Source organism: Mesorhizobium sp. BR1-1-3, from assembly GCF_020165455.1.
GTDB classification, from domain to species: domain Bacteria; phylum Pseudomonadota; class Alphaproteobacteria; order Rhizobiales; family Rhizobiaceae; genus Mesorhizobium; species Mesorhizobium ciceri.
The window spans coordinates 500,518-526,039 of sequence record NZ_JAIUIC010000003.1; the positions used below are offsets into that span (position 1 = coordinate 500,518).

At 63.4% G+C, this 25,522-nt stretch carries 20 protein-coding genes; 8 read left to right on the forward strand and 12 right to left on the reverse strand.

What is annotated here, in order from left to right:
- The 3 genes from LB559_RS09710 to LB559_RS09720 all read right to left on the reverse strand — a co-directional run bounded on the left by LB559_RS09710 (position 1) and on the right by LB559_RS09720 (position 4,081).
- Positions 1–3,486: a NahK/ErcS family hybrid sensor histidine kinase/response regulator gene (locus tag LB559_RS09710; protein ID WP_224673919.1), complete on the reverse strand. Its 3,486-nt coding sequence runs from the start codon at positions 3,484–3,486 to the stop codon at positions 1–3.
- Between the two features lie 120 nt (positions 3,487–3,606).
- Positions 3,607–3,738 carry a hypothetical protein gene (locus LB559_RS33115; protein ID WP_411970034.1) on the reverse strand — a complete coding sequence of 44 codons (132 nt, stop codon included), beginning with the start codon at positions 3,736–3,738 and terminating at the stop codon, positions 3,607–3,609.
- A 133-nt stretch (positions 3,739–3,871) separates the two neighbouring features.
- A complete protein-coding gene (locus LB559_RS09720; protein WP_024503137.1) occupies positions 3,872–4,081 on the reverse strand; it encodes a hypothetical protein in 210 nt (69 codons plus the stop codon).
- 399 nt (positions 4,082–4,480) lie between these two features.
- Between LB559_RS09720 and mscL the strand changes: the two genes are divergently transcribed.
- Together mscL and LB559_RS09730 are read left to right on the forward strand one after the other, a co-directional pair.
- Complete coding sequence (gene mscL / locus LB559_RS09725) at positions 4,481–4,903, forward strand: large conductance mechanosensitive channel protein MscL (protein WP_013533610.1); 423 nt, start codon at positions 4,481–4,483, stop codon at positions 4,901–4,903.
- A 113-nt stretch (positions 4,904–5,016) separates the two neighbouring features.
- On the forward strand, positions 5,017–6,183 hold the full coding sequence (locus tag LB559_RS09730) for a pyridoxal phosphate-dependent aminotransferase (RefSeq protein ID WP_224673921.1): 1,167 nt from the start codon (positions 5,017–5,019) through the stop codon (positions 6,181–6,183).
- 72 nt (positions 6,184–6,255) lie between these two features.
- Here the strand turns inward: LB559_RS09730 and hemA are convergent, their stop codons facing one another.
- Positions 6,256–7,533, reverse strand: coding sequence for a 5-aminolevulinate synthase (gene hemA, locus LB559_RS09735; RefSeq protein ID WP_024503135.1), 1,278 nt, complete (start codon positions 7,531–7,533; stop codon positions 6,256–6,258).
- Positions 7,534–7,800: 267 nt separating this feature from the next.
- Here hemA and galE point away from each other — a divergent pair, with 267 nt between their 5' ends.
- The 3 genes from galE to LB559_RS09750 all read left to right on the forward strand — a co-directional run bounded on the left by galE (position 7,801) and on the right by LB559_RS09750 (position 11,981).
- Positions 7,801–8,796 (forward strand): UDP-glucose 4-epimerase GalE, encoded by a 996-nt coding sequence (galE, locus tag LB559_RS09740; protein ID WP_064995687.1) that lies wholly within the window; start codon positions 7,801–7,803, stop codon positions 8,794–8,796.
- A 106-nt stretch (positions 8,797–8,902) separates the two neighbouring features.
- Positions 8,903–10,153, forward strand: coding sequence for a D-amino acid dehydrogenase (locus tag LB559_RS09745; RefSeq protein WP_064995686.1), 1,251 nt, complete (start codon positions 8,903–8,905; stop codon positions 10,151–10,153).
- Between the two features lies 1 nt (position 10,154).
- Positions 10,155–11,981 (forward strand): alanine racemase, encoded by a 1,827-nt coding sequence (locus tag LB559_RS09750; RefSeq protein ID WP_224673922.1) that lies wholly within the window; start codon positions 10,155–10,157, stop codon positions 11,979–11,981.
- Here LB559_RS09750 and LB559_RS09755 read toward each other — a convergent pair whose 3' ends face one another.
- The 7 genes from LB559_RS09755 to LB559_RS09785 all read right to left on the reverse strand — a co-directional run bounded on the left by LB559_RS09755 (position 11,982) and on the right by LB559_RS09785 (position 19,121).
- Positions 11,982–13,358, reverse strand: coding sequence for an FGGY-family carbohydrate kinase (locus LB559_RS09755; protein WP_224673923.1), 1,377 nt, complete (start codon positions 13,356–13,358; stop codon positions 11,982–11,984).
- Positions 13,355–13,672, reverse strand: coding sequence for an L-rhamnose mutarotase (rhaM, locus tag LB559_RS09760; RefSeq protein WP_013533603.1), 318 nt, complete (start codon positions 13,670–13,672; stop codon positions 13,355–13,357). The genes LB559_RS09755 and rhaM overlap by 4 nt, the downstream gene beginning before the upstream one ends.
- A complete protein-coding gene (locus LB559_RS09765) occupies positions 13,672–14,667 on the reverse strand; it encodes an ABC transporter permease (RefSeq protein ID WP_024503129.1) in 996 nt (331 codons plus the stop codon). Before LB559_RS09765 ends, rhaM begins: the two co-directional genes overlap by 1 nt.
- The gene (locus tag LB559_RS09770) at positions 14,664–15,638 is read right to left on the reverse strand and encodes an ABC transporter permease (RefSeq protein ID WP_224673924.1); all 975 of its coding nucleotides are present in this window, start codon (positions 15,636–15,638) and stop codon (positions 14,664–14,666) included. Before LB559_RS09770 ends, LB559_RS09765 begins: the two co-directional genes overlap by 4 nt.
- On the reverse strand, positions 15,635–17,176 hold the full coding sequence (locus LB559_RS09775; RefSeq protein WP_224673925.1) for a sugar ABC transporter ATP-binding protein: 1,542 nt from the start codon (positions 17,174–17,176) through the stop codon (positions 15,635–15,637). Before LB559_RS09775 ends, LB559_RS09770 begins: the two co-directional genes overlap by 4 nt.
- A gap of 84 nt (positions 17,177–17,260) precedes the next feature.
- Positions 17,261–18,256, reverse strand: coding sequence for a rhamnose ABC transporter substrate-binding protein (rhaS, locus tag LB559_RS09780; protein ID WP_013533599.1), 996 nt, complete (start codon positions 18,254–18,256; stop codon positions 17,261–17,263).
- A gap of 55 nt (positions 18,257–18,311) precedes the next feature.
- Positions 18,312–19,121 carry a DeoR/GlpR family DNA-binding transcription regulator gene (locus LB559_RS09785; protein ID WP_013533598.1) on the reverse strand — a complete coding sequence of 270 codons (810 nt, stop codon included), beginning with the start codon at positions 19,119–19,121 and terminating at the stop codon, positions 18,312–18,314.
- A 185-nt stretch (positions 19,122–19,306) separates the two neighbouring features.
- Between LB559_RS09785 and LB559_RS09790 the strand changes: the two genes are divergently transcribed.
- The 3 genes from LB559_RS09790 (at position 19,307) to ggt (ending at position 24,759) form a co-directional block, all read left to right on the forward strand.
- A complete protein-coding gene (locus tag LB559_RS09790; RefSeq protein WP_224673926.1) occupies positions 19,307–21,409 on the forward strand; it encodes a bifunctional rhamnulose-1-phosphate aldolase/short-chain dehydrogenase in 2,103 nt (700 codons plus the stop codon).
- A gap of 12 nt (positions 21,410–21,421) precedes the next feature.
- Positions 21,422–22,711, forward strand: coding sequence for an L-rhamnose catabolism isomerase (gene rhaI, locus LB559_RS09795; RefSeq protein WP_224673927.1), 1,290 nt, complete (start codon positions 21,422–21,424; stop codon positions 22,709–22,711).
- A gap of 308 nt (positions 22,712–23,019) precedes the next feature.
- A complete protein-coding gene (gene ggt / locus LB559_RS09800) occupies positions 23,020–24,759 on the forward strand; it encodes a gamma-glutamyltransferase (protein WP_027161698.1) in 1,740 nt (579 codons plus the stop codon).
- Between the two features lie 86 nt (positions 24,760–24,845).
- Here ggt and LB559_RS09805 read toward each other — a convergent pair whose 3' ends face one another.
- On the reverse strand, positions 24,846–25,193 hold the full coding sequence (locus LB559_RS09805) for a hypothetical protein (protein ID WP_032808338.1): 348 nt from the start codon (positions 25,191–25,193) through the stop codon (positions 24,846–24,848).
- Between the last annotated feature and the right edge of the window lie 329 nt (positions 25,194–25,522).

A 25,522-nucleotide genomic window follows, 5' to 3' on the forward strand; every position in this document is an offset into this window, starting at 1 on the left:
CTATTCCGCCGCCGGCGCCAGCGGCCTGACCCTGGCCATCATCGAGCGCAGTACCGCTGGTTTGAGCGGTTTGTTGATCACCGCAATCTCGAGCCCGCCGGCGGTCGTGCGCACCTCGTTGGAGCGGTCGGCGGTGACCAGCACGGCCGGCAGGGTGTCGCCATGGATCGCACGCAGCCTGACGACGAGTTCGAGGCCGGTTTCGCCGTCGAGATGGTAGTCGGCAAGGACGATGTCCGGGCGATGTATCTTCGCGGTCTCCAGATCCTTTGAACCGGACGCGGTGTCGACGTTGCAACCCCAGCCTTCGAGCAGGAGCCGCATGCCTTCGAGGATGCGGGCGTCGTTGTCGATGCACAGCACGTGCAGACCGGCCAGCGAGGCTGTCGCGCGGGCGGGAGCCCTGGCTTCGATCTCGCGTCGTGCCTGCACGGCCGCGACGGGCAGGATAACGGAGAATCGCGTGCCCTTGCCCGGACTGGAAAAGATGCGGATCTCCAGGCGCAACACCCGGGCGATGCGGTCGACGATGGAGAGGCCGAGACCGAGGCCCTCGGCCTCGCGCGCGCCCTCGTCGAGCCGGGTGAATTCGCGAAAGACGGTGTTCAGCTTGTCGCCGGCGATGCCGATGCCGGTGTCGATCACCTGGATCTCGGCCAATTCGCCGCGCCGCCTGACGCCAACCAGCACGCGGCCGCGGCGCGTGTATTTGATGGCGTTGGAGACGAGATTCTGGATCAGGCGGCGCAGCAAATTGCGGTCCGTCGTCACCGTCAGCGATGACGGCATGATGGTCAGCTCGAGCTTCTTTTCGGCGGCCAGCGGCCGGAAGTCGTTGCCGATCTGGCGCAGCAATCCGTCGAGGTTGAAGGCGGTGTCATCCGGCTTCATCGCGCCGGCATCGAGGCGGGAGATGTCGAGCACGGCGCCGAGAATGGTCTCGACGGATTCCAGCGAGGATTCGATGTTCACGGCCGCCTTGCCGGCAGGCCCCTTGCCGGCCTTCTCGATCAGCGAGGAGCAATAGAGCCGGGCGGCGTTCAGCGGCTGCAGGATGTCGTGGCCGGCGGCGGCGAGGAAGCGCGTCTTGCCGAGATTGGCCTCCTCGGCCAGCATCTGTGCCTGCGCCAGTTCCTCATTGACCCGGGTCAGCTCGATGGTGCGCGTCTTGACGCGCTGCTCCAGCGATTCATTGGCACGCTTCAGTGCCAAATCCTGCTCGACGCGACCGGAAATGTCGGCATAGGTGGCGACGATGCCGCCGTCCGGCATCGGGTTGGAACGCAGTTCCAGGATGCGGCCCGAGGTTTTCAGCTCCATCTGCCATGGGCTGACGAAGCTGGTCAGCCGGTTGAGCATGGCCACACGCTGATCGGCAGGGATGTCGCCGCGCTCGGCGAGATGGCGCAGGATGCGGTCGAGCGAGACGCCGACCTGGCCCATCTCGTCGGGCAGGTCGAACAGTGCCCGGTACTGGCGGTTCCAGCAGATCAGGCGGAAATCGCGATCGAAGACGGTGATGCCCTGTTCCATCTGGTCGAGCGCGATCTGCAAGAGGTCGCGGTTGTGCTGCAGCGCCTCGGTGGCGTCGTCGAGCAAGCGGAAGGCATCTCGGGATTCGCGGTCGTGGCGCCGAAACAGCAGCGACAGGATCAGCCGTGCCGAGGAGGAGCCGACGGCGCTGGCCAGCAGCTGCTCGGAAAAGCGGATGACGTCCATGCTCGCCTGCTCGTTGCCGTGCAGCGAGGCTCCGTTGGTCTTTTCGAACGACTGGAAGGAGCGCTCGGTGCGCTCGACGCCGAGATAGCGCCCGATCGTGTCCTTCAGGTCGTTGACGGTGATGGCGGTGCGGAAACGGCGCAGGCTGGGCATCGGGCCGGCATCGCGCGGCACGAAGATCGACGCCTGGATGCGTTCCAGCGGCACCGACGCGCGCGACAGCGAGCCGAGCACGAAAAACACCGCATTGATCGACAGGCTCCATAACACGCCGTGGTTCAGCGGTTCGGCGACGGTGCCGAACAGGGCCTGCGGCCGCAGCGCCTCGAAGCCGAACAGCCCGTGCACGATGATGCCGGTATCGGCCGCGGCAAGCGACGGCAGGAGCAGTGTGTAGCCCCAGACGAGGATGCCGGCGACCATGCCGAGTGCCGCACCCCGGCCGTTGGCGCCGCGCCAGATCAGCCCGCCGATCAGGGCGGGGGCGAACTGGGCGATGGCCGCGAACGACATCAGGCCGATCGACGACAGGCGCGCGCTGTTGGTGCTCTCGCGGTAGTAGAGGAAGGCGATGAACAACAGGATGAAGATCGCCCCGCGCCGCACATTGAGGATCAGCGTCGACCAATCCTCGGTCTCGGAGGTCGAGGTCTTGAGCAGGCGGCGCACGAACAGCGGAATGACGAGATCGTTGGAGATCATGATCGACAGCGCCACGCTTTCGACGATCACCATCGCCGTCGCCGCCGACAGGCCCCCGATGAAAGCCGCCATCGCCAGCACATCATGGCCGCTGAACAGGGGCAGCGACAGCACATAGAGATCGCTGCTGGTTCCGGCGCCGACCAGCGACAGGCCGGCGAAGGCGATCGGCAGCACGAACAGGTTGATCGCCACGAGGTAGAGCGGGAACACCCATGTCGCGGTGCGCAGTTCGGCCTCGCCGCGGTTTTCGACGATGGTGACGTAGAACTGCCGCGGCAGCATGATGATGGCAAAGCCGCTGAGGCACGTCAGCACCAGCCAGGTGGCGAGCGAGGTGTTGTAGCTCATCGCCTGCCGGACCTGCGCGTTCTCGGCGAGCTTGTCGAACATGTCGCCTGGGCCGCCGAAGATCAGGAAGGTGACCATCAGGCCGATCGCCAGGAAGGCGGCGAGCTTGACGACGGTTTCGACCGCCACCGCCAGCACCAGCCCGTCCTGGTGTTCGGTGGCGTCGGCGTGACGGGTTCCAAACAGCACCGCGAACAGCGCCAACAGCATGGCGACGACCAGCGAGATGTCGCTGACGAAGGGATCGAACGAAGGCGGCGATCCCGTATAGTGCTCGACCATCAGGCTGACCGAACCGGATATCGCCTTCAACTGCAGCGCGATATAGGGCACCGCGCCGATGGTGGCGATCAGCGTGGCGATCGCCGCGACGGTGAAACTCTTGCCGTAGCGTGCGCCGAGGAAATCAGCGATCGAGGTGATCTTCTCGGTCTTGGCCAGCCGCACGATACGGTTGAGCAGCGGGAAGCCGAAGACGAAGACGAGCACCGGGCCCGTATAGATGCCGAGGAATTCGAGGCCGCGTTCGGAAGAGAGACCGACCGAGCCGAAGAAAGTCCAGGATGTGCAGTAGATCGCGAGGCTGAGCGCATAGATGAAAGGCCGCCCCCGGCTCGGCTCGGAGATGGCCGAGCGGCGGTCGCCGAGGCTGGCGATGGCAAACAGCAGCGTCACATAGGCGACCGCGATGATGACGATGAACAAGCCCTGCACGCTTGGACTTTCCTCCTCTGCCGTCTTTCTATCCGGCTTGCCCGGACGCAACCACAGCTTGGCGTCCGAGTCCATTGCAGAGCTGTGCAGGACGGCTATCAGGGCGGCGCGTCGGTGTCGTTATGGTGAAGATCGCCGCTGAGCGCCGTGGAAAATACGGCCAATGACGACCTCCTCCAAACCCATGCGATAGAGGATGATGTGCTTGCCGTGGACGAACTGATGGGTCCTGCCTTCATAGAGCCGGCCCATACTCGGATAGTCGCCGAGCAACTCAAACACCGCGTCGAGTTCGCGCAGTTACTTTTCGGCCTGAGTGTGGCCGAAGTTTTCGAAGGTGTGTCGGTAAATGTCTTTCAGATCGCGTTCGGCGCGATGCGTTATCCTATGGCGCATGCGGGAGTTCGGCACGCGCTTCCCGAATAATGTCGTCGATCGACTTTTCGCTGACCGGGCTCTCAAAACCTTCGTTGATCGCCGCCTGAATCGCTTTCCGCTTCTCGTCGGGCGAAAGCGCGTCAAACCAAGCGCGCTGCTCCTTTGTTGGAGCCGCCCACGGATAAACATCAATGCTGATGGTTTCGAGCATGTTCATGAGAACATTATAGGCGAAAACGCCTATAATTTCCAGAAATTCAATGCTGGCTTTGCCGTGCCGTCAATGCGGGAAACCTTGCAAAGAGCGATTGATCGCTCGCGTCAACAACCAGGGGCCCATGCCGTGCTCGGCGGCAATCTGGTCCAGCGTGGTCGTTTTGCAGTGATTCGGCGGCATCTGTGTCGATTTGCATCGCGGGGATATGAAATTTCACGCCCTTGTACGCAACGCGTCAAATTCGGCAGAGCTGCCGCCCAAAGTGCCGTAAGGTAAGGAGAAAGCGGTTGTTTTCTCCCTTTTACCCATGTTGCGTCAGGAGGTTTTTGTTATGTTGCCTCAGGTCGATGCCGCAAGGACGGAAACGGCAGCTCGGCCAGTCACGACAAGGAGGGTCGAATGCTGAAAGAATTCCAGGAATTTATTTCCAAGGGCAATGTGATGGACCTTGCGGTCGGCGTCATCATCGGCGCGGCCTTCGGCAAGATCGTCGATTCCCTTGTTAACGATATCATCATGCCGATCGTCGGCGCGATTTTCGGCGGCTTGGACTTCAACAATTATTTCCTTGGCCTCTCCTCGGCCGTCAACGCCACCTCGCTGGCCGACGCCAAGAAGCAAGGCGCGGTCTTTGCCTACGGCAGCTTCATCACTGTCGCGTTGAACTTCCTCATCCTCGCTTTCATCATTTTCCTGATGGTCAAGGCGGTGAACAACATGCGCAAGCGGCTTGAGCGCGAGAAGCCCGCTGCACCGGCGGCTCCGCCGCCCGCCGACGTCGCGCTGCTGACCGAAATTCGCGATCTGCTCGCCAGGCGCTGACCACGGGCAGCATTTGCTGGACCAAAACCCCGGTCGTTGGCGGCCGGGGTTTTCTGTTTTCGCATCTGATAAGGACCGCTGACGAAAACCGCAGACCAAAAACGGATCCGCCCATGACCCTGATCGACAGCTTGCGCACCGAGGCCCGTGCGGCACCCGAAAGTGGCATTGTCGCCGTCGTCAATTACGGCCGCCTGCGCGACGGCATGATTCCGCTCTGGGCCGGCGAGGGCGACCTGCCGACGCCAGCCTTCATCACCGATGCCGCGTCGAAGGCGCTGGCCGGCGGCGAGACATTCTACACCTGGCAACGGGGCATCCCCGATCTCAGGCAGGCACTCTCCCGCTACTATGCCAGGCATTTCGGCAAGAATTTCCCGGAGGAAGAATTCATCGTCACCGGCTCCGGCATGCATGCCATCCAGCTGGCGCTCGACGCGCTCGCCGGCGCCGGCGACGAGGTGGTCTACCTGTCGCCGGCCTGGCCGAATTTCGATGCCGCAGCAGGGATAGCGGGAGCCGTTCCAGTCGCGGTCACGCTCGATCATTCCGGCAATGGCTGGTCCTGCGACGTCGAGAAGATCGCCGCTTCGATCACGCCGCGCACAAAGGCGCTGTTCATCAACACGCCGTCGAATCCGACCGGCTGGACCGCCGATCACGAGACCTTGCAGGCGATCCTCGCTCTGGCGCGCGCGAAAAACCTCTGGATCATCGCCGACGAGATCTATTCACTGTTCCACTATGGCCACGGCCGCGCGCCGTCCTTCCTCGACATAGCGTCGGCGGAAGACCGTATCCTGTACGTCAACTCCTTTTCCAAGAACTGGGCGATGACCGGCTGGCGCGTCGGCTGGATCAAGACGCATCCGAGCTTGCAGCAGGTGTTCGAGAACCTGATCCAGTATTCGAGCTCCGGCGTCGCCCAGTTCATGCAGCGCGGTGCGGTCGCCGCCCTTGACGAGGGCGACGCCTTCGTTGCCGAACAGGTGGAGCGGGCGCGCAAGGCGCGCGACCTTGTCTGCGGCATCCTCGGCGCCACCGGCCGCGCTGGGTTTACGGTGCCGCAGGGCGCGTTCTATCTGTTTTTCACCGTCGAGGGCATCACCGATTCACGCACCGCTGCCTTCGACATCGTTGACAAGGCCAATGTCGGCCTGGCGCCAGGCACCGCTTTCGGCCCCGGCGGCGAGGCGTTTTTGCGGCTGTGCTTCCACCGCCGTCTCGACCAGATCGAGGAAGCGGCACACCGGCTGGCGAAGTGGATGAAGAGCGCCTGAGCCGCTGACGAAGCCCGAATTGAAATCGCTCCGGCGAGCCAGATGGCGGCCGGAGTAGAGTTCCAAACGGCATCAGCCGCCTGACTTGGGCACCAGCAGGGGAATGATGCGGTCGCTCTTGGCCACCGAAGGCCGACCTGCCGAACCATAGGGGATGCCGAGCGCATCCCAGGTCTCGACCAGCGCATCCTGCAATTCGGCGATCAGCGCATCGGAATGGAACGGCGTTGGCGTGATGCGCAGCCGCTCGGTGCCGCGCGGCACGGTCGGGTAGTTGATCGGCTGGATGTAGATGCCGTGCACGCCGAGCAGGCGGTCGCTGGCCATCTTGCAGGCCTCGGGATCGCCGACCAGCAGCGGCACGATGTGCGTCGGCGAATCCATCACCGGCAGGCCGGCGGCCGACAGGATGTGTTTGGTTCTCGCGGCCTGCTGCTGCTGGGCGTCGCGCTCGGCCTGCGAGCGCTTGAGATGGCGGATCGACGCGGTCGCGGCGGCAGCGATCGCCGGCGGCAGTGCCGTGGTGAAGATGAAGCCCGGCGCATAGGAGCGCACGGCGTCGATCACAGCGCTGGTGCCGGTGATGTAGCCGCCCAGCGTGCCGAATGCCTTGGCCAGCGTGCCTTCGATGATGTCGATGCGGTCGGCCAGGCCTTCGCGCTCGGTGATGCCGCCGCCGCGCGGCCCGTACATGCCGACGGCATGAACCTCGTCGATATAGGTCATGGCGTTGTAGCGCTCGGCGAGCTCGACGATCTCTTTGATCGGCGCGATGTCGCCATCCATCGAATAGACGCTTTCGAAGACGATCAGCTTGGCGCGTTCGCGCCCCGCCGCCTGCAAAAGGCTTTCCAGATGCGCCACGTCATTGTGGCGGAAGATCTTCTTTTCGGCGCCGGAACGCCGCACGCCTTCGATCATCGAGGCGTGGTTCAATTCGTCCGAGATGATCAGGCAGTTGGGCAAAAGCTTCGCGATGGTCGAGATCGAGGCTTCGTTGGAGACGAAACCGGAGGTGAAGACCAGTGCCGCTTCCTTGTCGTGCAGGTCGGCAAGCTCCACCTCGAGCTCGACCAACGGGTTCGAGGTGCCGGAAATGTTGCGGGTGCCGCCGGCGCCCGAACCCATCTTGCCAGCGGTATTCTGGAACGCGGCGATGACGTCGGGATGCTGGCCCATGCCGAGATAGTCGTTGGAGCACCAGACGGTGATTTCCTCGGCACGGCCATTGGAACGCCAGATGGCGCGCGGGAACTTGCCCGCGATCCGCTCGAGGTCGGCGAAAACGCGGTAGCGACGCTCGGCATGGAGCTGGTCGATCGCTTCCTCGAAAAACCGCTGATAGTTCATGTCGCCTTCCCAATTTTTGCGCGGGATCATAATCATTGGCCTGTTGGTCGTCCACCTGGCCTTTTTGGTCAAAATGCCACGCCCCGGACCTGTTCCTAACGACCGCGGATCGTGGCCTATTCCCTTGATGTGGATGAACTTTGTTTCAGGACAATGCCACTGGCCGGCAATGCCGGTTACCAGGGGTTCCAATGGCCATGCGGCGGGCTTTCCAGTAGAGCGGGGTTGAGACAGTTTCCGATAAATCTTGGATAAGCGAGGACGCGGATGACAGTTTTGGTGACAGGCGGCGCCGGTTACATCGGCAGCCATATGGTCTGGGAGCTGCTGGATGCCGGCGAAAGCGTGGTCGTTCTCGACCGTCTTTCCACCGGTTTCGAATGGGCGGTGGCGCCGGAGGCCAAGCTGGTCGTCGGCGATGTCGCCGACAAGGAATTGGTCGGCGCGGTCATCAGGGAGAACAAGGTCGACGCGATCATTCATTTCGCCGGCTCGATCGTGGTTCCGGAATCGGTCGCCGACCCGCTCAGCTATTATGAGAACAACACCTCGAAGACGCGCACGCTGATCGAAACCGCGGTGCGCGAAGGCGTGCCCAATTTCATCTTTTCCTCGACCGCCGCCGTCTATGGCGGCGCCGGGCTGGAGCCGGTGCGCGAGGACGCCCGCCTGGCGCCGGAATCGCCCTATGGCCTGTCCAAGCTGATGAGTGAGTGGATGCTGCGCGACGCGTCGATCGCGCATGGCCTGCGCTATACCGCGCTGCGCTACTTCAACGTCGCCGGCGCCGACCCGAAGGGCCGCACCGGCCAGTCGACACCGGGCGCAACCCATCTGATCAAGGTCGCATGCGAGACGGCACTCGGCAAGCGGCCGTTCATGCAGGTGTTCGGCACCGATTATCCGACGCCGGACGGCACCTGCATGCGCGACTACATCCATGTCAGCGACCTGGCGGCGGCGCATCGCCTGGCTTTGCAGCGGCTGCGCGCCGGGGGACAGAGCCTCGTCGCCAATTGCGGCTACAGCCATGGCTATTCGGTGCTCGAGGTCATCGACAGCGTGCGCCGCGCCTTTGGCCATGATTTCGAGGTGAAGATGGGTGATCGCCGCCCTGGCGATGCCGCGGCGGTGGTTGCCAATTCGGATCTCGCCCGCGCCGAGCTCGGCTGGACCCCGCAACGCGACGATCTCGACCAGATCGTCGCCGACGCGCTCGCCTGGGAGCGCATCCTGACCGGCAAGAACTCCGCGCGCGGCTGAGCCGGGTTCTCCCAAGGGCTCGCAAGGCGGGCAGCGAAGCGCTATTGAAGGCGTTCGCGGCAAGGCGCGGAGGCGCGGCGCCGCGAGGAGATCTTGGGGGAATGGCATGAAAATAACGGTGCTCGGGGCCGGTGTCGTCGGTACGGCGGCCGCCTATTATCTGGCCAGCGACGGCCATGAGGTGACGGTTATCGAGCGCCATCCGGCGGCGGCACAAGGCACCAGCCAGTCCAATGCCGGCCTGGTGTCACCGGGTGACGCCACCGCCTGGGCCTCGCCGGCGGCTTTGAAGACTTTCCTGCGCGGGCTCTACAACCATGATCTCGGCATCAAGGTCAGGCTGCGCCTCGATCCCTATTTCCTCGCCTGGAGCCTGCGTTTCCTGCGCCAGTGCACGGTGGCGCGCCTGCGCGCCAACACCGACATCAAGCTCAGGCTCGCGCTCTATTCGCGCGACTGCATCAATGCGCTTTCGGAAGCGACCGGCATCCATTACGACGAGCGCAAGAAGGGCATTCTCTATTTCTTCCGCTCGCAAAAGAGCCTCGACACCGGCACCGACAATTACCGTTATCTTGCCAAGCACGGCCTGCCGATCGAAATCGTCGGCCGCGACCGGCTGGTCGAGCTGGAACCGGGCCTTGCCGGCGTCAAGGACAAGATTGCCGGCGGCGTCTATTCGCCAACCGACCAGACCGGAGATTCCAAGCAGTTTGTCGACAGGCTGGCCGCCTATGCGGCCGAGAAGCTCGGCGTCGAATTCCTGTTCGGCACGACAGTCGAAGGCCTCGACATCGAGGGCGACCGGGTGCGCGCGGTGATGACTTCGGCCGGCCCGGTCGCCGGCGATGCGGTTGTCATCTCGATGGGGCCGGAAAGCGGCCTGCTCGGGCGCCGTTACGGCATCGACCTGCCTGTCTATCCGGTAAAAGGCTATACCGCGACGATTCCCCTGGAGGACGAAAGCAAGGGACCGACCATGGGCGGCGCCGACGAGGACCGGCTGATCGGCTATTCAAGGCTGGGCAACCGCTTGCGGATGTCCTCGACGGCCGAATTCACCGGCTTCGACCGCACTTTCAAGCCCGCCGATTTCAAGACGATCATCAGCACCGGCAAGGATCTTTTCCCGGGTGCCTTCGACGAGAAGAGGGCTGTGTTCTGGGCGGGTCTGCGCCCGATGATGCCCAACTCGGTGCCGGTCATCGGCCAGGCGCGCTACAAGAATCTCTATCTCGACACCGGCCACGGCCATGTCGGCTGGACCATGGCCTGCGGTTCGGGAAAATTCCTCGCCGACCTCGTTTCCGGCCGCAAGCCGGAGATCGACCCGCAGGGGCTGGTTTACGGGGGCTAGGATGTCGGGACCGCAAGTCGCCATCGACCTTGGCCGCATCGAGCGCAACGCGCGCACCATCGTCGAGCGCTGCGCGCTCTCGGGCATAAAAGTGTTCGGCGTCACCAAGGGCACTTGCGGCATGCCGCAAGTGGCACGCGCCATGCTGCGCGGCGGCGTCGCCGGCATCGCCGAATCGCGTTTCGAGAACATCCGCCGGCTGCGCGACAGCGGCATCAACGCACCGATCATGCTGCTGCGCAGCCCGCCGATGGCGCGGGTCGAGGAGGTGGTGCGCACCGTCGACATCAGCCTGCAATCGGAACTCGCCACCATCCGCGAAATTTCGCGCATCGCCGAGCGCATGGGCCGCGTCCACGACATCATGCTGATGATCGATCTCGGCGATCTCCGCGAAGGCATCTGGCCGAATGACCTTATTCCGACGGTCGAGCAGATCCTGCAGTTCAAGGGCGTGCGCATCGCCGGCATCGGCACCAATCTCGGCTGCTTCGGCGCCATCATGCCGACGCCGGAAAACCTTGGGCAGCTCGTCGCCCATGCCTACAAGACCGAGCGCCTGTCCGGCAAAAGCCTCGACTGGATTTCCGGCGGCGCATCGTCGTCGCTGCCGCTGCTGCTCGAAGGCAGGCTGCCGGCCGGCATCAACAATCTGCGCGTCGGCGAGGCGATCCTGCAAGGTGGCGTGGAGACCTTCCGCGATGCGCCGTGGGCCGAGCTCGAACCCGATGCCTGCCGGCTGACCAGCGACATTATCGAGGTCAAGCTCAAGCCGTCACGGCCGATCGGCCAATCGGGCTACGACGCCTTCGGCAACCAGCCGGTCTTCCCCGACGAAGGCGACAGGCTGCGCGCCATCGCCAATATCGGCCGCGAGGACGTGCTGGTCGAGGGGCTGACGCCGATCGCCAGGGGGATCCGGGTGCTGGGCGCCTCCAGCGACCATCTGCTTTTGGATGTCGCCGATGCCGACCCGCCGCTGGCCGTCGGCGACCGCGTCGCCTTCCGCATGAGCTATGGCGCCATGCTTTTGGCGATGACCTCGGAATATGTCGAGAAGGCCCCGATGCACGATGTCGAGGATTTTTCCGGCCGCAAGATGGTGCAGATCACGGCCGAACCTGGAGCCGCCGGCATCCTGGCCCGGGAAGGCACCGGCGCGCGGCTGGAGGCGATGAATTTCGATGTCGTGGAACTCGCCGATGTCGAGCGGCCGCCATCGGGGCTGATCCGGCTGGCCGCCGGCACCGACCGTCGCGTCGCGCATAAGGCTCTGACCGCAACGGCGCGCGCCACGCATTCCTTCGGCCTGATCTGGATCGACTCCATCGCCGCCTTGATGCCTGAGGACGAGGACGGCATCGACCTGCCGGAAGGCTCGGTCCTGGCGCGCTCGCTTGGCCTCGACCACAAGGCGGGCGCCCTGCAGCCGCAACTGTCGCCGGAGAATGTCGTCATCGTCGGCTTGCGCCACGCCGATCCGGCCGAGGCGCGGGTGCTGAAGGATTCGCGCGTCTCCGCCTTCACCATGACCGACATCGACGCCATGGGCATGCGCGACCTGATGCATGAAGCGATCCGTATCGCCACATCAGGCACGCAAGGCTTTCATGTCAGCTATTCGCCGACCGCGACCGAATTCGCCGGCTGGGCTGCGGGCTCCGGTGGGCTGACCGTGCGCGAAACACATCAGGCGATGGAGGCGATCGCGCTCTCCGGCGGCTTGCTGTCGATGGATGTTTCGGGCCTGACGGCGGATCTGGAGCCGCGGATCGGCACCGACGCGGTCAACTTCGTCATGTCTGCCTTCGGCAAACGGATTCTCTGATCAGCCCTGCACTTCCACTGCCGCCCGCCATGCGCTGACGTAGTCGACCCAGGCTGGGTCTATAGGCCGTTCTATTCTTTCGCCCTTGCCCTGTGCCATCAGTTGATCGGATGCCAGCAGCGCCGCGCCGATGCTGGTGCCGGTGGCGGCCTCCGACGCAACCACGGCGCGCGCCGTGGCTGCCGCCAGCATGCCGACAAAGAGCCGGTTGCGGGCAAAGGGGCCTTCGACCGTGGTCGGCCCGTCGGCACCGATCAAGTCGAGGCAGGTCGCCGTCATCAGAGCCAGATAGAATGAGATGGCGGCAAAGCGCTGGCCTTTGTTGATGCCGTCGGCGTCGAGCCATGCCGCGGCATGGTGCGGGAACGGCCCCGAACCTTGCTGGGTCGACGGCAGCAGCAGCATCTTTCGCGCCAGCACGGCGCCGACATCATCCTCGGTCCACGGCTCCGGCTGATCCTTTGTCAGCACCGAAAACTCGCGGCCGCCCATGAAGCGCGCCGAGGGAACGGGATCACCGAGCGCGTTGACATTGACCAGCGTGTCGCGCGCGGCATCCAGCGCAATCTGTTTGCCGCCGACCGCCATCGATACCACCCAGGTGCCGGTCGAGACGACGGAGAAAGGCGGCTTGTCGGAGAGAAGATGCGGCAGCAGCGAGGCGTTGGAATCATGCAGGCCGCAGAACACCGGCGTGTGCGGATCCAGTCCGGTTCGCACAGCAACGGTGGGCAGGATCGGGCCGAGGCGATCGCTGGCCGGCCGCACCGGCGCCATCAGGCTCCGCCACTCCAGCCTCTCGACCAGGGATGAAAAATCCGCTGTCCACGGGTTCCACAGGTCGGTGTGGCAGCCGAGCGAGGTGACCTCGTTGGCGGCGATGCCGGTCAGGCGCAAGGCCCAGTATTGCGGGTACATCAGCAGCGCCGCGGCCCTGGCGAATTCCGCCGGGAAGCTCTTCTGCTGCCAGAAGAATTGTGCTCCGAGATTGAGGCCGAGCGGCAGGCGCGGCGTGCCGGTCTCGGCAAAAGGCGGGCGGATCGCGTCGTAATCCTCGGCCATCCCGTCGGGGCCGTCGAACTCATAGTCGAGCACCGGCAGCACCAGTTCACCCGCCGCGTCGACCAGCACGCCGGTCGCGCCATGGGTGGTGATCGAAATGGCGTCGATGCGCTGTTCGCGGTTCAGGCCGGCAAGGCTTTCGAGGATGAATGCCCACAGTGCCTCGACATCGTGATGTGGGTAAGGCGCCTGCGGCACCGGCGCATTCGCCATGCGGCGCAGCGCCACCTCGCTCAACGCAGCGAGGTCGACCAGCGCCACCTTGGCGTTGGTCTTGCCGATGTCGATGACGGCGATGTGGCGCATCGCACTCATGCCATGTGGAACATTGTTTCCAGCTTCACGGCCACCGGCTCGTTGTCCGGCCTGGTTTCCATGATGTCGGCCATGTGGGCCCACCAGCGCTGCATCACCGACTGCCCGGGCAATTCGTCCATGCGGTGGTCGTCTTGCCGCCACAGCACACCGAACAGGATATTGGTCTCCTCGTCGAGATGGATGGAATAATCGGAGACGCCGGCCTGCTTCAGCAGCGCGACCAGCGACGGCCAGATCTCGTCATGGCGCTTCTTGTACTCTGCCTTCATGCCGGGCTTCAGCTTCATCTTGAACGCGTATTTCTCGGCCATCAACGCCCTCCGCGCAGCCGCCGCCAGACGATCGGCAAGGCGATGACGATGATCAGCAGCAGGCCGATGAAGATCGACATGACGATGCCGGGCACGTTGAGCAGGCCAAGTCCGAAGGTCACCAGCCCCATGATGAAGGCGGCGAGCACGACGCCCAGAATGCTGCCGGCGCCACCGAGGATACTGACGCCGCCGAGCACCACCATGGTGATGACTTCCAGCTCGTAGCCCTGTGCGATCGAGGGCCGCGTCGAACCGAGGCGCGAGGTGATCAGCACCGAGGCGATGCCCGACATCAGCCCGGTCAGGCAAAACAGGATGAACTTGGTGCGGCCGACGCGCACGCCGGAAAATTGCGCAGCGACCGGATTGTTGCCGATGGCGAAGACGCGTCGGCCGAAACTCGTGCGGTGCAAGAGGAACCAGTAGACGACAGCCGCGATCAGGAACAGCACCAGCTCGAACGACACCACCCACCAGACATAGCCCTGGCCGAAGAAGGCGAAGCTTGAGGGATAGCCTTTGTAGGCCTGGTCGCCGAGGATGATGAAGGCGATGCCGCGAAACAGGCTCATCGTGCCGATGGTGACGACGATCGAGGGCAGGCCGAGCCTTGTCACCAGCAGACCGTTGAAGGCGCCGCAGCCGAGCCCGACAACGATGCCGATTGCCACCAGCACTGGCGTGCCGGCGCCGGCCTGCACCGCCATGCCCATCATGGTCGACGCTAGCGCAATGATGGCGGCCACCGACAGATCGATCTCGCCCGAGATGATCAGCAGCGCCATGGCGAAGGCGATCAGGCCCTTCTCGGTGAAATTGAAGGTCAGATCGGACAGCGAGTACGGGTCGAGGAAATAGGGCGAGGCGAAGCTGTTGATGGCGAAGATGGCGACGGCCACCACGACCAGCAGCGCTTCCCAGGAAAAGATCGCCGAACGCAGCGGCTTGTCGAGCCGGTCGGGAATGTGGCGCGGGGCAGGGATGTCGGTCACGCCTCCACCTTTCTGAGGATGATGCGGCCTTGCTGGCGCTCGCCGCGCGCATTGAGCACGACGGCCAGAATGATTGCGCTGCCCGAAATCGCCATCTGCCAGAAGGGTGAGATGTTGATGACCGGCAGCGCGTTGGAGATGATGCCGAGGAACAGCGCCCCGAGCACCGCGCCGCCGACCGAGCCGATGCCGCCGGCGATCGAGATGCCGCCGATGACGCAGGCGGCGATGATGTTGAGCTCATAGCCATTGGCGACCTCGACCGAGGCGATCACGTAGCGCGAGATCCAGAGATAGCCCGACAGGCCGCCAATCATGCCGGAGATGCAGAAGACGATGAATTTCGTCCGGCCGACATCGATGCCGGCATAGACCGACGCCGTCGGGTTGACGCCGATCGCGTAGATCGAGCGGCCGAGCGCGGTGCGTGTCATCACAACGAAGAACAGCGCAATGACCAGGATGGCGATCCACGACAGCACCGGAATGCCGAGGAAGGCGGCGCGCTGAAAGCCGATGAAGTCCGGGCTCATCTTGTCGGCATTGACCCAGGCGCCACCGGACAGGACGAAGGTCGCGCCGCGATAGATGGTCAGCGTGCCCAATGTCACCACGATCGAGGGAATGTTCAACCGCCAGACCAAAAGGCCGTTGATGGCGCCGAGCACAAGGCCGACCAGCAGTGCGACGACGATCAGCAGCGGGATCGGGATCGCCGGATGTGCTGCGTTCAGCATCGCCACCACCATGCCGGTGAAGCAGAGGTTGGACGCCATCGACAGATCGATCGACCGGGTCAGGATGACCACCATCTGGCCGAGCGCCAGGATCATCAGGATCGAGGTGTCGTTGAACACCTGACGCAGATTGGCCGGATCGGCGAAGGCCGGAAAACGCGTCGAGATCAGCCCGATCAAGACGATGATGGCAGCAGCCAGCCAGATTTCGCGGTATTTGAGGAAAGCCTTCATGCCGCGATCCCTGCTGCCGTCCGAACCAGCGTCTCGGCGTCCAGATCCTTGTTGTCGTAGACCGCCGCGACAAGCCCCTCGCGCATGACCACGACACGGTCGGACATGCCGAGGATTTCGGGCAGCTCGGACGACACCATGATCACCGACAGGCCTTGCGCCACCAACTCGGCCATGAAGCCGTGCACGGCGGCCTTCGAGCCGATGTCGATGCCCTTGGTCGGCTCGTCCAGGATGATCACCTTGGGCGACGTCGCCAGCCATTTGGCGATGACGATCTTCTGCTGGTTGCCGCCCGACAGCGTGCCGACATCCTGGCTGAGCGAAGAGGCCCTGAGGTCGAGTCGCTCGGTGTAGGAGCGGGCCAGATCGAACTCCTCCGACAGCCGCAGCAGGCCGGATTTCGACGTGCGCTTGAGCGAAGGCAGCGAGACGTTCTGGAAGATCGGCAGGCCGATCACCACGCCTTGCTTGCCGCGTTCTTCCGGTACGTAGACGATGCCGGCATCGATCGAATCCGCAGCCGATTTCGGCGCGATCGTCTTGCCTTCCAGCGTGATCGTGCCGGCTGAGGTGCGGGTGATGCCCGATATCGCCTGCATCACCTCGCTGCGGCCGGCGCCGACAAGGCCGTAAAAGCCGAGGATCTCGCCCTTGTGCAGTTCGAAGCCGATATCGTTGAATTCGGTCGGATGCGACAGGCCGGAAACGGAGAGCACCGGTGCGCCGATCTCGGCCTTGCGCTGCGGGAAGATGTGATCGACCGCGCGGCCGACCATCAGGCGCACGATCTGGCTCTGGCCGGCATCCTTGATCAGGCCTTCGCCGACCATCTCGCCATCGCGGAACACCGTGTAGCGGTCGGCGATACGGTAGATCTCGTCGAACTTGTGGCTGATGAACAGGATCGCCTTGCCATCGCTCTTGAGGAATTCGATCAGCAAAAAGAGCTCCTCGATCTCCTTCATGGAAAGCGCCGCGGTCGGCTCGTCCATGATGACGATCTGCGCGTCGATCGACATGGCACGCGCAACCGCGACCAGATGCTTGTTGGCGATGCCAAGGTCCTTCAGCCGCGCGTCGGCGTCGATATGGCCGGCATGCATGGTGTCCAGCACTTCGCGCGCGTTCTTGCGCATCGTGCGCCAGTCGATGGTGCGCAATCGCGTGCGCGGCGCATGGCCGAGAAAGATGTTTTCTGCGACCGACAAATCGTCGAACAGCACGGTTTCCTGGTGGATGGCGGTGACGCCGTGCCCGAAGGCGGCATGCGCGCTCGGCATGGTGACGGCCTGGCCGTCTATGCTGATCGTGCCCCCGTCGGGCTGGTAGATGCCGGTCATGATCTTGACCAGCGTCGACTTGCCGGCGCCGTTCTCGCCGATCAGCGCTGTCACCTGGCCCGGATAGAGCGACAGGCTGACATTGTGCAACGCGCGCACGCCGGGAAAGCTCTTGGAGATGCCGGACAGCGTCAAGCGTGGAGCCGGGGCCGGAGGCCGCTCCTTCACCGCGCCGTGTTGGGCTGTCGTGTCCATAGTCGTATCAAGCCCTGAAACAAGGTTCGTTTAAAGCCGCGGCGGGACGTGAGCCCCGCCGCGTCAGCTCTAGAGAACTCCAGATCAATAGATCTTGGAGAACTTTTCGATGTTCGACTTGTCGAACTGGAAGGGCGGAGCCATTGCAGCCGAGTTGGTGTCGTCGAGCGTGACCTTGCCGACGCGGCCGATCGACAGCGTGGCGCCGGGCTTTGCCTCTTCCTTCTTCACCGCCAGATCATGGGCGAGGTAGACGGCCGAGTAGCCGAGGTCGATCGGGTTCCACAGCGCAACCGCCTGGCTGGAACCGTTGTCGATGAACTTCTTGAACTCGGACGGCAGTGCGAGACCGGTGACATTGACCTTGCCGATCAGGTTCTCGTCGGTGACGACCTGGGCGGCGGCAACGACGCCGACGGTGGTCGGCGCGATGATCGCCTTCAGGTTCGGATAGGACTTCAACAGGCCCTTGGCTTCGTCGGTGCTCTTGGCCGAATCGTCATCGCCGTAGACGGTGGCGACGAGTTTGATCTTGGGGAACTTCTCCGGCAGGATCTTCTTGGCCGCGTCGATCCAGGCGTTCTGGTTGGTCGCGGTCGAGGAGGCCGACAGGATGGCGACCTCGCCGCCTTCCGGCAGGTGGTCGGCGGCGAGCTTGATGATGGTCTCGCCGATCAGGCCGGTGTCGGACGGGTTGAGGTGAAGCTGGCGACCTTCCTTGGCGACGCCCGAATCCCACGAGATGACGGTGATGCCGCGTTCCATGGCCTTCTTCAGCACCGGCACCAGAGCGTCGGCGTCATTGGCCGAAATGGCGATGGCGTTGACCTTCTGCGCGATCAGCGAATTGACCACTTCGATCTGCGCTTCGGCGGTCGCCTTGGTCGGGCCGGTGTATATGATGTCGACATCGCCGAGTTCCTTGGCCGCCTCTTCGGCGCCCTTGTTGGCGGCATCGAAGAAGCCGTTGCCGAGCGACTTCACCACCAGCGCGATCTTGACGTTTTCGGCATAGGCGGCATTCACGAACATGGCGGCTGAGAATGCAGCCGTCACCATCAATTTCTTCAAGAAGCTCATCGAATTTCCTCCCTTGAGCGTTGCATTCCATCGCCGCTGCGAGCGCGAGTTGGCCTCAGGCCTGCAGTGAAGATTCTTCCTTGTTGGTTGCGGATGTGCGGGCGACGATCAGCGTCACGCCGGCGGTCTCCAGCATCTTGGCTTCACGATCCTCGATGCCGTCATCGGTGATGACGGTGGCGATGCGCGACAGGCCGCACAGGATGAGGCTGGAGCGTTTGCGGAATTTCGAGGAATCGACCAGCACCACCAACTCGTCGGCCTGGTCGATCAGTTTCTGCTCCGCCTGGATCAAGAGCGGATCGCCCTCCATCAGGCCGAGCGGCCCCAGACCCTGCGCACCCATGAACATGCGGCGCGCATAGAAATTGCGCGTCACGTCGTTGTCGAAGGGCGACAGGATGATGTTCTGCTCGCGATAAATGGTGCCGCCCGACAGCATCACCGTATTCTTGGAGTGCTTGAGCAGGTGCTCGGCGATGGGGAACGAATTGGTGAAGATCGGCATGCGGCGGCCGGTCAGGAAATGCACCATCTGGAAGGTGGTGGTGCCGCCATTGATGATGATCGGTTCGCCGTCGTTGCACAGCTCGACCGCTTCACGCGCAATCGCCCGCTTCTGCGAGGCGTTGATGGTTTCGTTGACGGAAAAGGGCCGGCCGGCCAACCCGATGAACTGCGGCGGCGAGATTGCCTCGGCGCCGCCGCGCACGCGGCGCAGGCGCTTCTGGACGTGGAGAGCCGCGATATCGCGCCGGATCGTCGCCTCGGAGGACTCCGTCAGGTCGACCATCTCCTGCACCGTCACCACAGGCTTTTCCTGGACGGCGGACAGAATGATCCTGTGGCGCTCTTTTTCGTGCATGGTTCCTCCCTGCCCGGGCATCTAGGCACCCAAAACGCGCAATGTCAATCATTTCCGATCATATAATTTCATTGTGCAGTGCAATATGATCGATATTGATCGTTTGTGATTGACAAGCCGACCGCTTCCGTGGAAATTCGGGGCCAAATGGCCGCGCCTTTTGCGTGCCTTCGGGAGGATTTCTTATGCTCGACAAGCGCACCGGCGCGCGCCTCGCCAATCTGTGGGACGAGGCCAAGGCTCACGCCATGAGCGGGCCGGAACTTCTGGTCTACCGTTCGAACACACTTGGTTCCGACAAGCGGGTCACCAACTATGGCGGCGGCAACACGTCGTCGAAGATCTGGCAGAAAGACCCGCTCACCGGCGAGGATGTCGAAGTGCTGTGGGTCAAGGGATCGGGCGGCGACAGCGCCTCGATCAAGCTGGACGGCTTTGCCACGCTCTACATGGACAAGCTGCGCGCGCTCAAAGGCCTCTATCGCGGCGTCGAGCACGAAGACGAGATGGTCGGCTTCCTGCCGCACTGCACCTTCAACCTCAATCCGCGTGCGGCTTCGATCGACACGCCGCTGCATGCCTACGTGCCGAAGCCCTTTGTCGATCACATGCATCCCGATGCCATCATCGCCATTGCCGCGGCGAAGGATTCGAAGGCGCTGACGAAAGAAATCTTCGGCGAGGCCATCGGCTGGCTGCCGTGGAAGCGCCCTGGCTTCGAACTTGGCCTGTGGCTGGAGAAATTCTGCCTCGAACACCCAGCCGCCAAGGGCGTCATCCTGGAAAGCCACGGCCTGTTCACCTGGGGCGACACCCCCAGGGAATGCTACGAGACGACGATCTCGGTGATCAACCAGGCGATCGAATGGTTCGAGCGCCGCTCCGAGGGTGTCGCTATCTTCGGCGGTGAAGCGGTCAAGTCGCTCGACGCCACTGAGCGCCGTGCCATCGCGGCCAAACTGATGCCGAGGATTCGCGGCCTGATCTCGGAAAGGAGCCACAAAACAGGCCATTTCGACGATTCCACTGCTGTGCTCGAATTCGTCAACTCCAGGGATTTGCGCCCGCTGGCGGCACTTGGCACGTCGTGCCCTGATCATTTCCTGCGCACCAAGATCCGCCCGCTGGTCATCGAATTCGATCCGGCAAAACCCGATGTCGATGCCGTCATCGCGCGTCTTGCCGACGACATTGCAGCCTATCGTGTCGGCTACCAGGCCTATTACGACAGCTGCAAGCATCCGGACTCGCCCGCCATCCGCGATCCCAATGCCGTGGTCTACCTGATGCCCGGCGTCGGCATGTTCACCTTCGCCGGCGACAAGGCGACGGCGCGCATTTCGGGCGAATTCTATGTCAACGCCATCAACGTCATGCGCGGCGCCTCCACCGTGTCGTCCTATGTCGGCCTGCCTGCACAGGAAGCCTTCGACATCGAGTACTGGCTGCTCGAAGACCTGAAGCTGCAGCGTATGCCGAAGCCGAAGTCGCTTGCCGGCCAGATCGCGCTGGTCACGGGTGGCGCCGGCGGCATCGGCCGCGCCACGGCCAACCGCCTGCTGCGCGAAGGCGCCTGCGTGGTTCTGGCCGACATCGACGAGACAGCACTGACCAGCGCCAATGACGAACTGGCGAAAGTCTACGGCAGGGACTTCGTGCGGCCGGTGCTGATCAATGTCACCTCGGAGGAGCAGGTCATTTCGGGCTTTGCCGAGACAGCGGTCGAGTTCGGCGGCATCGACATTCTGGTATCGAATGCAGGGCTGGCCTCCTCGGCGCCGATCGAGGAGACGACGCTGGCGCTGTGGAACAAGAACATGGACATCCTGTCGACCGGTTATTTCCTGGTCTCGCGGGAAGCGTTCCGGCTGTTCCGCGCGCAGAAGATTGGCGGCAACGTCGTCTTCGTCGCCTCCAAGAACGGCCTTGCCGCATCGCCGAACGCCGCCGCCTATTGCACCGCCAAGGCTGCCGAGATCCATCTCGCCCGCTGCCTGGCGCTGGAGGGCGCGGAGGCGCAGATCAGGGTCAATGTCGTCAACCCGGACGCGGTGCTGCGCGGCTCGAAGATCTGGACCGGCGAGTGGAAGGAACAGCGCGCCGCCGCCTACAAGATGTCGACCGACGATCTGGAGGAGCACTATCGCTCGCGTTCGATGCTGAAGCGCTCGGTCTTCCCGGAAGACATCGCAGAGGCGATCTATTTCCTGGCGTCCGACATGTCGGCCAAGTCGACCGGCAACATCATCAATGTCGACGCGGGCAACGCCCAGTCGTTCACGCGCTGAGCGGAGGGGACGATGGAACACATCATCTCCGCCGGCCTCGTCGACAAGGACAACGCCGCGCGCAAGGCAAACCTCGAGCGCGACTATGCCTCGCTCGGCGAGCGGCTCGACCGTCGCGGCATCGCCATCGACGCTATCAGAGACAAGGTCGAGAAATTCGCGGTGGCGATCCCGTCCTGGGGCGTCGGCACCGGCGGCACGCGCTTTGCCCGCTTTCCCGGTGCCGGCGAGCCACGCGATATCTTCGACAAGATCGAGGATTGCGCCGTCATCCAGCAATTGACGCAGGCGACGCCGACCGTTTCCCTGCACATTCCGTGGGATAAGGCCGATCCGAACCGGCTGAAGCAAGCGGCCTCGCGCTTTGGCCTCGGCTTCGACGCCATGAACTCCAACACCTTTTCCGACGCCAAGGACCAGAAGCTCTCCTACAAATTCGGCTCGCTGTCGCATGCCGACGCCGGCACGCGCCGGCAAGCGGTCGAGCACAATCTCGAATGCATCGAGATCGGCAAGACGCTCGGCTCCAAGGCGCTGACGGTGTGGATCGGCGACGGTTCGAACTTTCCCGGCCAGGTCAATTTCGCCAAGGCATTCGAGCGCTATCTCGACGCCATGAAAGAGGTCTACGCCGGACTGCCCGCCGACTGGAAGCTGTTCAGCGAGCACAAGATGTACGAGCCGGCCTTCTATTCCACCGTCGTGCAGGACTGGGGCACCAACTACATGATCGCGCAGGAGCTGGGCGACAAGGCGTTCTGTCTCGTCGACCTCGGCCACCATGCCCCAAACGTCAACATCGAGATGATCGTGTCGCGGCTGATCCAGTTCAAAAAACTCGGCGGCTTCCACTTCAACGATTCGAAATATGGCGACGACGATCTCGATGCCGGTTCGATCGATCCTTACCGGCTGTTTCTCGTCTTCAACGAACTGGTCGACGCCGAACTTTCCGGCGCCGAGGGGTTCGACCCGGCCCACATGCTCGACCAGAGCCACAACGTCACCGATCCGATCGAAAGCCTGATGCTATCGGCGGTCGAGGTGCAGCGCGCCTATGCGCAGGCGCTGCTGGTCGACCGCAAGGCGTTGGAAGATTTTCAGGATAGCAATGACGCGCTGATGGCGACGCAGACGCTGAAAGCGGCCTACCGCACCGATGTCGAGCCGATCCTCGCCATGGCGCGGCTGAAGACCGGCGGCGCCATCGACCCGGTCGCCGCCTATCGAGCGGCGGGTTACCGCGCCAAGGTTGCAGCGGAACGCCCTGCAGTCGCTGGCGGTTCGGGCGGCATTGTCTGAGGCCGAGCCGGCCCCCTCATCCGGCCGCTTTGCGGCCACCGCCCTCCGGGCGTTCGTTGTTCGAAAAGCCAAGCAGTTGGCTTTTCGCCCGCTGCGCGGACCACGCCTCACCCCCGCAGGGAGAAGAGACTGGCGTCAGCGCTGACACCTCCTCTCCCCTCGGGGAGAGGTCGGATTGCCCCGAATTGCCCTTCGCAATTCGGTTGGCAATCCGGGTGAGGGGGCTCTTTCTCGTGCTCCCTTAATTGTTAGTGGACTCGATCCGTCCAACACGGTCTTCTAGGCATCCCCCCGCCCGGAGAACCGCCATGCCTCTCAACCGTCGGACACTGATCGCCGCCAGTCTTTCCATCACCTTTGTCCTGGCGCCGTTGACGAGTGTCTTCGCCGCCTCGCCGGCGCCGGCCAAGGGCGAGCACGGCATGGTGGTGACGGCCCAGCATCTGGCGTCCGAAGTCGGCATCGAGGTGTTGAAGAAGGGCGGCAATGCTGTCGACGCGGCGGTTGCCGTCGGCTATGCGCTCGCCGTCGTCTACCCCAATGCCGGCAATATCGGCGGCGGCGGCTTCATGACCATCCGCTTCAAGGACGGCAAATCGACCTTTCTCGATTTCCGCGAGCGGGCGCCGCTGGCGGCGACAAAAACCATGTATCTCGACAAGGACGGCAACCCGGTGAAGGGCGCCAGCCTCGACGGCTATCTCGCCGTCGGCGTGCCGGGCTCTGTGGCTGGATTCGAGATGGCGCGCGAAAAATACGGCAAATTGTCCCGCCAGGATCTGATGGCGCCGGCAATCGGCTATGCCAAGGACGGGTTCATCCTCAACCAGGGCGACGCTGCCTCGTTTGCCGGCAGTGCCGACAGGCTGGCGAAGGACCCCGCGGCCGCCGCCATATTCCTGAAACCCGACGGCAAGCCCTATGGCATCGGCGAGCGGCTGGTCCAGCCCGACCTCGCCGCCTCGCTCGCCGCCATTTCCGAAAAGGGTACGGATGCCTTCTATAAAGGCGCCATCGCTGACGCCATCGTCAAGGCGAGCGGCGCCAAGGGCGGCATTCTCGCCAAGCCGGATTTCGAGCAGTATGCGGTGCGTGAGCTCAAGCCCGTGACCTGTACCTATCGCGGCTACGAGATCACCTCCTCGCCGCCGCCCAGCTCCGGCGGCATCATCATCTGCGAAATCCTCAACGTGCTGGAGGGCTATCCGCTGTCCTATCTCGGCGCAGGTTCCGCCGAGACGGTCCACGTCATGGTCGAGGCGATGCGCTACGCCTATGTCGACCGCAATTCAGCGCTTGGCGATCCTGATTTCGTCGACAACCCGGTCTCGAAACTGCTTGATAAGGCCTATGCCAAGGATATCCGCGACAAGATCGACCCGTTCCGGGCCGGCGTGTCGCAGGATTTGATGCCGAAGGGCTTTGGCGAGAGCAAGGAGACGACGCATTATTCGATCATCGACGATGCAGGCAATGCGGTCGCGGTCACCTACACGTTGAACGGTTCCTTTGGAGCCGGCGTCGTCGCCGACGGCACCGGCATCCTGCTCAACAACGAAATGGACGATTTCACCCAGAAACCCGGCGTGCCCAACCTCTATGGCCTGGTCCAGGGGGAGGCCAACGCCATCCAGCCGAAGAAGACGCCGCTGTCGTCGATGAGCCCGACCGTGGTCGCCAAGGACGGCAAGCCGTTCATGGTCATCGGCAGCCCCGGTGGTTCGCGCATCATCACCATCACGCTGGAAGCGATCGTCAATGTCATCGACCACGGCATGAACATCCAGGAGGCGATCGACGCGCCGCGCATCCACCATCAATGGCTGCCCGACAAGGTGTATGTCGAGCCGTTCGGCCTGTCGCCGGACACAGAAAAGCTGCTGGCCGGCATGGGATATCACCTCGATCTCGCCGACCAGACCTGGGGTCAGGCCGCCGGCATCCTGGTCGGCGGCAAGAGCCTGGCGGAAATCGAGAAAGGCGGCGGCGCGCGCTACAACGGCGCCATCGACAGCCGCGCGGCCTCTGGCGAGGCGCTCGGATACTGACAGCTCGGAGGAAAAGCTTGGAGCAGCGTGGCGATTCGGGTTGATCGCCCGCTGCTCAAGTGGATCGGCTCACACCGACTTGACCGTCACAAGACCAGCGTGAGGGTGGACGCAACCAGCATCAAGGCGGCAATGCCGACGAACAGCGCATAGATGCGCGGCCGGTCGAGCAGCAGCGCATTTCCGGAGATCCAGGCGGATGTGGCGCCGCCAAGCGCGAAGAGGAAGCCGTTGCGGTGCCCGAAGACCATCGATGCGGCCATCAGCCCGCCGATGATCAGCGCACCGAACACGATGATCACGGCAACGGCATATCTCTCGAAATCATTGCCGCTTCCCATGCTCGGGCCGATTGCGTTCAAGGTTGGCAGGTCGTCCGGATCGAAAGGGTTCGTCGACCCGTATTCGTCTTGACCGGCAGGCTCTCGCATCATTCGTTCTCCGTATAGCGGCAACAAATCATCAAGCCTTGCCGAGTGCAACCCGATCACGCTGCCTTGATGCGTTCGACCGGTCCTTGACGTCTTCAGGTGGCGGCTTGCTGCCGGCTTTTGGTTCTTGGCCGTCTTTGGTCTCTCAGGCAATCCAGGAAACGGCTGCCCAAAGGCGACCGTAGCTCCCTCTATCATGGAATGCATTCGTGGAGGAAAAATGATGCGAAGCGCGGATTGGGCTTCGCAAACCGTGATTCGGACGGTGACGTCGCACAGGGTTGTTGTACGGGCGAATCGCCTTGCGGCCAGTGGGCGTCTGCGCTTGGCAT

Excerpts from the sequence above, each read along its gene's own strand:
- LB559_RS09775 (WP_224673925.1), bottom strand. The coding sequence starts at position 17,176 with ATGGACACGACAGCCCAACACGGCGCGGTGAAGGAGCGGCCTCCGGCC.
- LB559_RS09805 (WP_032808338.1), bottom strand. The coding sequence starts at position 25,193 with ATGATGCGAGAGCCTGCCGGTCAAGACGAATACGGGTCGACGAACCCT.
- LB559_RS09785 (WP_013533598.1), bottom strand. The coding sequence starts at position 19,121 with ATGCACGAAAAAGAGCGCCACAGGATCATTCTGTCCGCCGTCCAGGAA.
- rhaI (WP_224673927.1), top strand. The coding sequence starts at position 21,422 with ATGGAACACATCATCTCCGCCGGCCTCGTCGACAAGGACAACGCCGCG.
- hemA (WP_024503135.1), bottom strand. The coding sequence starts at position 7,533 with ATGAACTATCAGCGGTTTTTCGAGGAAGCGATCGACCAGCTCCATGCC.
- galE (WP_064995687.1), top strand. The coding sequence starts at position 7,801 with ATGACAGTTTTGGTGACAGGCGGCGCCGGTTACATCGGCAGCCATATG.
- LB559_RS09755 (WP_224673923.1), bottom strand. The coding sequence starts at position 13,358 with ATGAGTGCGATGCGCCACATCGCCGTCATCGACATCGGCAAGACCAAC.
- rhaM (WP_013533603.1), bottom strand. The coding sequence starts at position 13,672 with ATGGCCGAGAAATACGCGTTCAAGATGAAGCTGAAGCCCGGCATGAAG.
- LB559_RS09730 (WP_224673921.1), top strand. The coding sequence starts at position 5,017 with ATGACCCTGATCGACAGCTTGCGCACCGAGGCCCGTGCGGCACCCGAA.
- LB559_RS09790 (WP_224673926.1), top strand. The coding sequence starts at position 19,307 with ATGCTCGACAAGCGCACCGGCGCGCGCCTCGCCAATCTGTGGGACGAG.
- LB559_RS33115 (WP_411970034.1), bottom strand. The coding sequence starts at position 3,738 with ATGGGCCGGCTCTATGAAGGCAGGACCCATCAGTTCGTCCACGGCAAG.
- LB559_RS09745 (WP_064995686.1), top strand. The coding sequence starts at position 8,903 with ATGAAAATAACGGTGCTCGGGGCCGGTGTCGTCGGTACGGCGGCCGCC.
- mscL (WP_013533610.1), top strand. The coding sequence starts at position 4,481 with ATGCTGAAAGAATTCCAGGAATTTATTTCCAAGGGCAATGTGATGGAC.
- LB559_RS09750 (WP_224673922.1), top strand. The coding sequence starts at position 10,155 with ATGTCGGGACCGCAAGTCGCCATCGACCTTGGCCGCATCGAGCGCAAC.
- rhaS (WP_013533599.1), bottom strand. The coding sequence starts at position 18,256 with ATGAGCTTCTTGAAGAAATTGATGGTGACGGCTGCATTCTCAGCCGCC.
- LB559_RS09720 (WP_024503137.1), bottom strand. The coding sequence starts at position 4,081 with ATGAACATGCTCGAAACCATCAGCATTGATGTTTATCCGTGGGCGGCT.
- LB559_RS09770 (WP_224673924.1), bottom strand. The coding sequence starts at position 15,638 with ATGAAGGCTTTCCTCAAATACCGCGAAATCTGGCTGGCTGCTGCCATC.
- ggt (WP_027161698.1), top strand. The coding sequence starts at position 23,020 with ATGCCTCTCAACCGTCGGACACTGATCGCCGCCAGTCTTTCCATCACC.